This is a genomic window from Paraburkholderia sp. NMBU_R16, from assembly GCF_013282575.1.
Classification (GTDB): Bacteria; Pseudomonadota; Gammaproteobacteria; order Burkholderiales; family Burkholderiaceae; genus Trinickia.
This window is the reverse complement of the sequence record NZ_JAAAYE010000062.1, coordinates 20,132-27,447: the sequence shown is the minus strand read 5'-3', so window position 1 is coordinate 27,447 and position 7,316 is coordinate 20,132. Positions and strand designations below refer to the sequence as shown.

The 7,316-nt window shown below is 60.9% G+C and carries 9 protein-coding genes; 5 read left to right on the top strand and 4 right to left on the bottom strand.

The window, feature by feature from the left end; translation table 11 throughout:
- Positions 1-167 precede the first annotated feature (167 nt).
- Both GWC77_RS23400 and GWC77_RS30345 read left to right on the top strand, forming a co-directional pair.
- Entirely contained in the window at positions 168-488 is a 321-nt protein-coding gene (locus GWC77_RS23400; RefSeq protein WP_173260781.1) for a hypothetical protein, read from the top strand.
- Positions 442-750 carry a fucose-binding lectin II gene (locus tag GWC77_RS30345; protein ID WP_173260779.1) on the top strand — a complete coding sequence of 103 codons (309 nt, stop codon included), beginning with the start codon at positions 442-444 and terminating at the stop codon, positions 748-750. Before GWC77_RS23400 ends, GWC77_RS30345 begins: the two co-directional genes overlap by 47 nt.
- Before the next feature lie 185 nt (positions 751-935).
- Here GWC77_RS30345 and GWC77_RS30340 read toward each other — a convergent pair whose 3' ends face one another.
- A complete protein-coding gene (locus GWC77_RS30340; RefSeq protein WP_173260777.1) occupies positions 936-1,250 on the bottom strand; it encodes a fucose-binding lectin II in 315 nt (104 codons plus the stop codon).
- Between GWC77_RS30340 and GWC77_RS23385 the strand changes: the two genes are divergently transcribed.
- Positions 1,240-1,638 (top strand): hypothetical protein, encoded by a 399-nt coding sequence (locus GWC77_RS23385; RefSeq protein ID WP_217283380.1) that lies wholly within the window; start codon positions 1,240-1,242, stop codon positions 1,636-1,638. The genes GWC77_RS30340 and GWC77_RS23385 overlap by 11 nt on opposite strands.
- 783 nt (positions 1,639-2,421) lie before the next feature.
- On the opposite strand, the gene GWC77_RS23380 is transcribed toward GWC77_RS23385, so the two are convergent.
- Genes GWC77_RS23380 through GWC77_RS23370 form a run of 3 tightly spaced genes read right to left on the bottom strand, consistent with a single transcriptional unit; the run spans position 2,422 to position 4,897 of the window.
- On the bottom strand, positions 2,422-3,381 hold the full coding sequence (locus GWC77_RS23380; protein WP_173260775.1) for a hypothetical protein: 960 nt from the start codon (positions 3,379-3,381) through the stop codon (positions 2,422-2,424).
- A 23-nt stretch (positions 3,382-3,404) separates the two neighbouring features.
- Complete coding sequence (locus GWC77_RS23375; protein ID WP_367949088.1) at positions 3,405-4,295, bottom strand: 2OG-Fe(II) oxygenase; 891 nt, start codon at positions 4,293-4,295, stop codon at positions 3,405-3,407.
- Positions 4,292-4,897 carry a hypothetical protein gene (locus GWC77_RS23370; RefSeq protein ID WP_173260773.1) on the bottom strand — a complete coding sequence of 202 codons (606 nt, stop codon included), beginning with the start codon at positions 4,895-4,897 and terminating at the stop codon, positions 4,292-4,294. Before GWC77_RS23370 ends, GWC77_RS23375 begins: the two co-directional genes overlap by 4 nt.
- 336 nt (positions 4,898-5,233) lie before the next feature.
- Between GWC77_RS23370 and GWC77_RS23365 the strand changes: the two genes are divergently transcribed.
- Both GWC77_RS23365 and GWC77_RS23360 read left to right on the top strand, forming a co-directional pair.
- Positions 5,234-5,941: a PadR family transcriptional regulator gene (locus GWC77_RS23365; RefSeq protein ID WP_254367116.1), complete on the top strand. Its 708-nt coding sequence runs from the start codon at positions 5,234-5,236 to the stop codon at positions 5,939-5,941.
- 93 nt (positions 5,942-6,034) lie between these two features.
- The gene (locus tag GWC77_RS23360) at positions 6,035-7,315 is read left to right on the top strand and encodes an MFS transporter (RefSeq protein WP_173260771.1); all 1,281 of its coding nucleotides are present in this window, start codon (positions 6,035-6,037) and stop codon (positions 7,313-7,315) included.
- Position 7,316: the final 1 nt, after the last annotated feature.

Genomic DNA, 7,316 nt, shown 5'->3' with positions numbered 1-7,316 from the left:
CGAGCCTCAGACCATCAGAAATCCCTGAAATGAGGCCCAGATTTCCATATCCCGAAAAATCGACTGGCTCGACGAGCCGACGAAAGGTACGCGCTCGCTGACGAGGGGTATTTCAGCAAGCTGCTAGTGGGCGTGTACCTGGGAGGTCCCGATGCCGCATACGCTCAGTGGGGGTTCGAGCTAGCGCCGCCACCGCCGCCTGCGCCAACGCCAACACCAACGCCAACGCCAACGCCAACACCAACGCCAACGCCAACGCCAACGCCAACGCCAACGCCAACACCAACACCAACGCCAACACCAACACCAACACCTACGCCTGCGCCAACACCAACACCAACACCAACACCAACGCCAACGCCAACACCAACGCCTACACCGGCTCCCACACCCGCGCCTGCGCCATTCACGCTTCCCGCGGACACTCCGTTCGGCGTAACGGTGCTTTTCAACTCCGCGGAATCGCAAACCGTCAACATCTATCTTGACGATAGCAGCACCCCGGCGTACAGCGTGGCGGGATGTGGACGGCAGAATGACAACCGGGGTACCGTTGTCTTGACATCCGGAAAGACCGGAACCGTGCTCGTCGGCGTGTGTTCGGGCGAAAACGCGTGCGCACTGATGTCCCAAGCGATCGACATCTCGCCTCCGTCCGACAACTCATGTGTGGGCGTCGTCGCGTCCTCTACTGCAGGAGGCGATACAAACAGCGCCTACGTCATCCTGACCTGGAAGGCGACGAGCTGATCGATGCACCAATGCCGTTCGCCACCCCTTTTGGACAATCGGGTCCCGCGAACGGCCGATAAAAGCAACACGCACTGGATGGCTCGAACCTCCGCTGGCACCTGACAGAAGATGGAAGCCGCCATTATCGTTCGGAGCACCGTCCTCCAACGATGATGGCGGCTCACTTAGGGCAAGGTTTGCAGCTATGTCGGTTGACAACAAGTGAGGACGACGTAGGCGTCGTTATATAGACTATCGGCGTCTGCTCCGTTACACGCCGCGACGATTACCACCTGCGAATTTCCGGAATTGGGCGCGGAAAGGTGCTGCAGAACCGATGCGCATTCTTTGCCGTCCACACTAATCTCGACGCTCACTTTTCCATCAGTGCCGCTGGTCAGCACGACAGTACCGCGGTTGTCGTTGTCCTTGCCCTGCCCTCTAAGACTAAAGACCAGCCGTCGATCGCTGCCCGTATAAACCTCGACCGTCTGATTGGCGCTCGAGTTGAGCAACACTGTTACGCCGAACAAAGTATTCGGAGGCAGCACAATTGGGCTTGGGCTTGGGCTTGGGCTTGGGCTTGGGCTTGGGCTTGGGCTTGGGCTTGGGCTCGGACTCGGGCTCGGACTCGGGCTCGGACTCGGGCTCGGACTCGGGCTCGGACTCGGACTCGGACTCGGGCTCGGGCTCGGGCTCGGGCTCGGGCTCGGGCTCGGGCTCGGGCTCGGGCTCGGGCTCGGACTCGGACTCGGACTCGGACTCGGACTCGGGCTCGGACTCGGGCTCGGACTCGGGCTCGGGCTCGGGCTCGGGCTAGGTGCCGGTGCCGGTGCCGGCGGTGGCGGCGGCGGCGGCGGCGGCGGCGCGATTGACCTCACCAGCACGAATCCCCACAAGCTATAGACCGCCGTGCTCTGATTTGGATATTGCGCGTACTGCGCGTGATTGATCGTGTAAGTACTATACGGATAGGGCTGACCAGGCCTATTGTCGATAAAGGTGCTGAGCTGTCCAGGATAAGCCGATTCGGGTCCGCCGACGAAATTCATTGTAATCGTGTACGTTGCGTCGTAGGTAACGTCGAAACCGCCGATCGGGGCAATCTGCCAGCCATCGCACCAAACGGCCGGATAAGCCGGTGGCAGAGGATAGGGAAAGCCGTCGTAATGGACCGCATCCTGGACCGACGAGTAATTCGGCGGATTCAGTGCGGCCTGCAGTCGTTGGCCGGAACTGACTTGCACAAGCCACACAGTATCGCCAGCGGCGACTGGCGCTCCATTGGTCTTTCCGGTCGCCGAGAGAATCTGCCACTGCGCACGCTCGTCGGTAATGGGGTTCACCGCGGCCGACGCATATCCGAGTGGATCACTCTGGCTCGTGTCGACGAGAAAATAAGCGCCACCCTCGGTGTTTCTCAGCCCGAGAATATCGCCATACCTTACGGAATTCGCCATCGTATAGCCCCGAAATAAAAATCAATTTCCTGATAACGATGGCCAAAAAGACATCGCAGTCACTGACCACCACATTGGCGGTATGCAACGATCAAAAGAGCAGTACCGGCAGTCCCGTGCTCACCGATGACCGGCGACTGTAAGGCATTCGCGATCAAGGCCTCGTAGCAGCGCCGCTTCGAACGATGGGCAACGCGCGCAGCGATGAATCAGAGGTTCCGTTCGGCTGTCAGGCCGGCATACCCACGCGGGCAAGATTCGCCTCGATCAGAAAATCATGCTTCGCCAGTGCATCGAGCTCGGCTGAACCAACGAGCACTCGGTCCAAGTACAGCTTTCGCAATCCGGCGACATCGCCCCTTCGTACGCATTCGCGTGCCTCGCTGTACACCTGCTGCGGGAACCAGGGCACACCGAAGAGTCGATTGTCGAATGTCCCCAATGAGAGGTGCTTGTCGCAAAAATGATCGACACTGCGATACGGCATATGGCAAATAGCAGGATTGCTCATCTCGCAGGAAGCTGATGGAGGCACATCGGCCGACTTGAAGTAATGCGCTCCATGCGGCTCGGTACTCCGATCGATGCGCGCAGCACTTTTGCCGTTCGAATAGGACACAAAATATGGCTTGCCCGAGCAAAGACTTGGTATCAGGCTCCTTTGCTCGTCGGAAAGCGCCTCCCAGTTCTTCTTCAAAAGAATGCGATCGTCCGTATCACCGCCCGGTAACACCACAGCTTCGTGATTCCAGTAATGGGCGTGGATGATGCCCCGCTCCGTCATGTCTTCGAAGTGGTCCATCACGGCAACGCCGGGACACCAGAAACGTTCGTCGTCGTCGATGTGAAGCAACCAGGCGACACCTTCCGCTCGCGCGCGGTCAAGACCACAGCAAGTGTTCAGCACCTGCCGATTCGTTAGCGATTCCGGACTGCCCCAAGCGGCGGTGCCGATGGCGGCCTGTACCTGAGACAAGTGTTCCCGGTAACCCGCCTGCGGCACGTGCGATCTCCAATACTCCGCGCCGCAAAAAATGACGTCGACGCCCGGAATGTCGACATCGACTTCGGGACGCTCTCCATCGACATAGACATATATCTTCGAAAATCCCTGCGCGAGGTGGTATTCCGCCCAGTCGCCGCCATGGCGGTCCCAGGTCTTATGCGTCGAAACGATAGCGGCATTCATGGTTTTCCGTACGACGTACTCCGTCAGATGTAGGGGCGCTCGCGGACCCATTTGGTCATGATCCACTTCTCGCCGGCCAGAACCGGCGCACCGCCATGCAGCGTTTTCCGATCGAGTTGACCGAGCGCGTTCATGTACCGAAAGTAGACGGCGTTGCCACGCCGTGCCACGACGGAAAGACCGACCTCGGGAAAGATCGTCTCGCCGCCCGATTCGACATCATTGAGGTAAACGACGAGCGTCGCCACCCGCTGGCCGCCATGCTCCAGATGACGTGCGGTCCCTTTGTAATGCAAGGGAAAATAATCGAAATGCGGCCGGTATTCGCCCTCGTGCCCGTAATGCAGCACCTGCAAACCTTCGCCGTGCTCGACGGGACAACTCATCAACGCCGACATTCGTTGCTCGATACGCGCAACGAGCTCGTTCTCGCCGCGTTGAAAAAAAACGCCCTCGCTCCTACGCTCCGGATTAAATCCCTCCCCTCCCGAGTCGGGATCGACGATGGTCGAGGGGCGTAGCTTGTCGCGCGAAAGCGCGATCATCGCCTCGCATTCCTCATCGGTGAGCACGCCACCGACAACCAGCACCTCGGGCCGCCCGATTCTGGCGATCACCTCTATTTCGCGATCGCCGGCGCGAATCGTATTCGCGTTCGTGCCGATTGGCGCCTCGGCCTCGTAGACATAGCGGTCGTCGGGCTCCGTTCGCGCCGAGTCGCTCGCGATGTCATGTCCGCTGCCGCGCAGACGATCCACTGCGGCGGTGGCCGTGTGCCGATCGAACCCGGAGGCCACCATGGCATCGACCATGGACTCGACGGTGCACCCGCGGCCCGTGTTTTCGTGCAGCCAACGCTGCCACGCGCTATCGATAGCAAGCATCGTTTCGCCGGATTTTTCGATTACGATCATTTGGTGTTCGTCACCGGCACGAACTGCCAAGAGCTATAGACCTCAACCGGTTTATCGTAGTGAGACATCACCTCCGCATTCACCGCGAATACACCAAACGGATACGGCGCTGCTTTATCCGTATCCACATAGCTCGACAATTTTCCCGGGTAGGGTTTTTCCACCCCTTCGGGAAAATGCATCGTCAAAGTAAAAGGCGAATACGTTAGGCTTGGCTGCGCACCCCATTCAATTTTCCAGTTGGCGTACCAATTACCTGGATAATCTTTCATGTCGGGACAATCTTGCAAGGGAACCTCGAATCCGACGCAATGAACTGCGTCTTGATTGGGTCCGCTTACAGTTTGCGGGTTTTGCGCCACCTTCAAGGTCGCCATTTGAACCAGGATAATATCGTCTCCGGAGTTCACCGGTTTTCCTTCGCTGTTTGCAGTGGTCGACTGAATGGTCCACCGCGCCATTCCTTGTACTGTGGGATCGACGTCGGCTGATGCATAAGCCAATGGCATATTCAACTTAGGGTCGAGCAGCAGAAATGCCGCAGCCCGAACATTTTGGATACCGACGACATCGCCGTAGCGCACTTTGGATGGTTTGGTCATCGTGTGACTCCGTCGCGAATGTGAGCCCCGTTTCCGTCGCCCACGAGTTAAGCAGTGCCTCTATTAGAGGCGTTTCCGCGCTGTCTCGACCTATCAAAAATATGGATTGCCAATGAGAGCGGGCCGGCGCGGCATGACGGCGTGTCCGGCGCCGGCCGTGACGCTATGCGACAGCCAAGAATGGTCCTTGACAACATATCTTTCGATATATATCTTTAGATACACATCACACCCCTGGAGCAGCGTATGCGCCCGACCCATCACGCCCACTGCAACGCGCGAGCATCGAGCGAGCGCGCCGGCAGCCAAGACCCTGGACACTACGGATTCGAGGAATTGCGCGCCGCATGGCACCGCGCGTACGATCGGGGCCGCGGATCTGAATCGTTTTCCCTCTGGCACGGCCTGTGGCATGCAATCGGCCGCCACCGTCATCGCCATGGCGGTGGCCCATTTTGGGGCGGTCGAGGAGACCGCGGCTTTGGCGACGATGACGGCTTGACCCGCGGTCGCAAGTTCACTGGCGACGACTTGCAGTTGATGCTGCTCGCGCTGATCGCGGAGGCGCCCCGCCACGGCTATGAACTGATCAAGGCGTTGGAAGCGCGTTCGAACGGCTTTTATGCGCCCAGTCCAGGCATGGTCTACCCTGCGCTCACCTACCTCGAAGAACTGGGTTATGTGACCGTGCAGCAGGAAGGCAACCGCAAGCGCTATGAAATCGCCGAAGCGGGCCGAGCGCACCTCGACGCACACCGCGACGAGGTCGACATGATGCTCGCCAAGCTCAGTTTCATCGCGAGCAAGATGGAATCGATGCGGCGCGCGTACGCGGCCGACGACGATAACGGCGGCTTCGGCGCCGAAGGCGGCCGCTGGCATCCGAAACTAATCGAGGCGCGCTACGCACTGAAGCTCGCCATCGTGCGGCATGCCGATGCGAGCGAAGCCGAGCAACGTCGTATCGCCGAAATATTGATGCGTGCCGCGGCCGAAATAGAGGGCAGCACCTCCAGCCAGGGCAGCGAACCCGCACCGGCCTGAGCGGCAATGGCGGCGATGCGCGCGCCGCCGCCCCCGCACGGGTCTACAGTGCCTGACGCAAGACAGCACGAACAAGATAAAGGACGCCAACGCATGTACGCACTGTCTCTCACCCGCGAGCGCCGGCTCATCTGGCTGCTCGCGCTCGTGCAATTCACGATCATCATGGACTTCATGGTCATGATGCCGCTCGGCCCACAGATCATGTCGGCGTTCCACATCACGCCCGCTGCCTTCGCGGCGGCCGTATCGGCATACTCGTGGTGCTCGGGACTGTCGGGGCTCTTCGCTGCGACTTATATCGATCGTTTCGACCGACGCCGCCTGCTGCTCGTCGCCTATGTGCTCTTTGCGCTCTCGAATCTGATCTGCGCGTTGACGACGAGCTACACGCTGCTGCTGGCGAGCCGCGCATTCGCTGGCATCACGGGCGGCGTACTCGGTGCGGGGGTCATGGCCATCGTCGCCGATGTCGTCCCGGTCGCAAGGCGCGGCGCCGCCACGGGCGTCATCATGACCTCGTTCTCGCTGGCCGCCATCGCGGGCGTGCCCGCCGGCGTGCTGCTCGGCGCACATTTCGGTTGGGCCGCGCCGTTCTGGCTGCTCGCGGCACTGAGCGCTTCGATCGGTTGCGCGGCGGCGCTCATCGTGCCGTCGTTGCGAGAGCATCTACGCGCGGGGCCGCCGGCCCTCGCCGATGCGCTCCCCTCACTGGGGCGCCTGCTCACGCGGGCGCGGCATCTGAAGGCATTCGTGCTCACGTTTTTGATGATGCTCGCGCATATGCTCGTCATTCCGTTCATCTCGCCGGTACTCGTGGCGAATCACGGGGTGGCGCCCGGGCGCATCTCGTGGTTGTATATGGCAGGCGGAGCGGCGACTTTCTTCACCTCGCGCGCGGTCGGCAGATTGTCGGACCGCCTCGGCCATCGGCGCGTGTTCCGGATCTTCGGTGCGCTGGCGCTGTTGGCGGTTCTCGCCATGACTCACCTGCCCGATATACCGTTCGCCGTCATGGTGCCGTTCTTCGCGCTGTTCATGGTCATCAGCTCGGGACGCATGGTGCCGATCCAAGCCATCCTGACCACCGTGCCGGAGCCCGCCGAGCGCGGCGCATTCCTGAGCGCCAATGGCGCCGTACAGGCACTCGGCACGGGTTTTGGAGCCTGGGTCGGCGGCCTGTTGCTGTCGACCGATGGCGCCGGCCACGTGCTGGGCTACGGGACGACCGGCTGGGTGTCCGTATCGATCGCCGCGCTGGCGCTCGTATGGGTCGGCCGCGTCACGAGCGCGCCGGCGGCGCGGGAGCCGCTACGCGTCGCGGCGGACGACATCGCCCCCGGCGCCGGACCGAAGCTCGCCTCGGAAGGCTGAC